This is a genomic window from Vibrio sp. Vb0349 (assembly GCF_033338975.1).
Genome location: NZ_JAWOTS010000347.1, coordinates 1 through 1,154, shown reverse-complemented (window position 1 = coordinate 1,154; position 1,154 = coordinate 1). Strand labels below are relative to the sequence as shown.

General features: G+C 45.7%; 1 protein-coding gene. It reads right to left on the bottom strand.

Going from position 1 to position 1,154, the window contains the following annotated elements; all coding sequences use genetic code 11:
• Positions 1-224 precede the first annotated feature (224 nt).
• Positions 225-1,016 (bottom strand): DUF1338 domain-containing protein, encoded by a 792-nt coding sequence (locus R7Q47_RS25735; protein WP_025559237.1) that lies wholly within the window; start codon positions 1,014-1,016, stop codon positions 225-227.
• Between the last annotated feature and the right edge of the window lie 138 nt (positions 1,017-1,154).

Below are 1,154 nucleotides of genomic sequence, written 5' to 3'. Positions count from 1 at the left end.
GAACCTAATCTCTGCGCACGGTAAAACTATCGTTGTTTACGGTACTCGTTAATCTCAATTTAGAGTGACACGAACAAAACTATAAAAGCCACCAATGGCAACATTGGTGGCTTTTTATTTACTTTGTTATTTACCTTGCAACTCAGTCAAACCCTAGGTCGCAAGAGGCTAACAAACAACAACGTTAGCCCAAGGTATTCCATGGCGTTTAGCCATTGGTACGTTTAACCATTAGTGCTTTCAAAAATTTTGTCTGCTGATGCTGCAACAAATCCTGGGTACAACTCGCCATTCTCCATTGGGTAACGTTTAGCAAACTCGTAAAAGCCACCTGGGATAATTTCCGAACCTTCTTCGAAGGTCACTGGCACTTTGTCTGCCATTGTCGACGATTGCTCAAGCAGCACTTCCGGCGAGCCTTTCACCTCACCGCCCGACTCATTGATCACAAACCCTGCTTGACGAAGATGGTCGTTAACCTGTTTGACTTCATCGTGTTGATTCAGCTGATTCACACTCACCGTAAAGTGATTAGCACCATAACCGTGCGCGGCCAGCCAAGACGCATACTCGCTCTCTTTAGCCAACGTTTGGTAATCAGCAAAGCTTAGATCCCATAAGCGACCGCCATGCAGAAATGCACTGCCCGACAGTTTTTCAGCATCCACTTGCGAAGCCAGTTTCGCCACAATATCTTGCAGCTCTGGCGAACACTCTTCGACTTTCAGCTCACTGATGAAGACTTTAGGCTGCTTCGGGTCTGGGTGCTCATAGTGTTTTGCGACCAGTTTTTTGCTCTCAAATACGTAGTCCCCACACGCTTTATAGCCAGCAGCTAAAAACGGTTTCGCCAATGTCTCGATACCTAGCGGTTCAACATTGAAAGTGCGTAAAGCAATATGATCATTAATCAGAGCCTCATCTTCTTGTAGAAGCTGATGCACCTTAGCAGCAGAAGGACAAAGACGTTGGATGTAGTCTTGCCATAGCGATTCAAATAACACATCGGGCGTCATAACGACTCCTTGTTACGAGATGTAGGATTAAGATAAGAGTGTGGTCGCTCGTTCACAGCCCAAAAGCTGTCCAGAATAATGAACGAGCAACCATCAACCTGTGACGGTAAATGTCAGTCAGTCAAACACGCTTTTTGA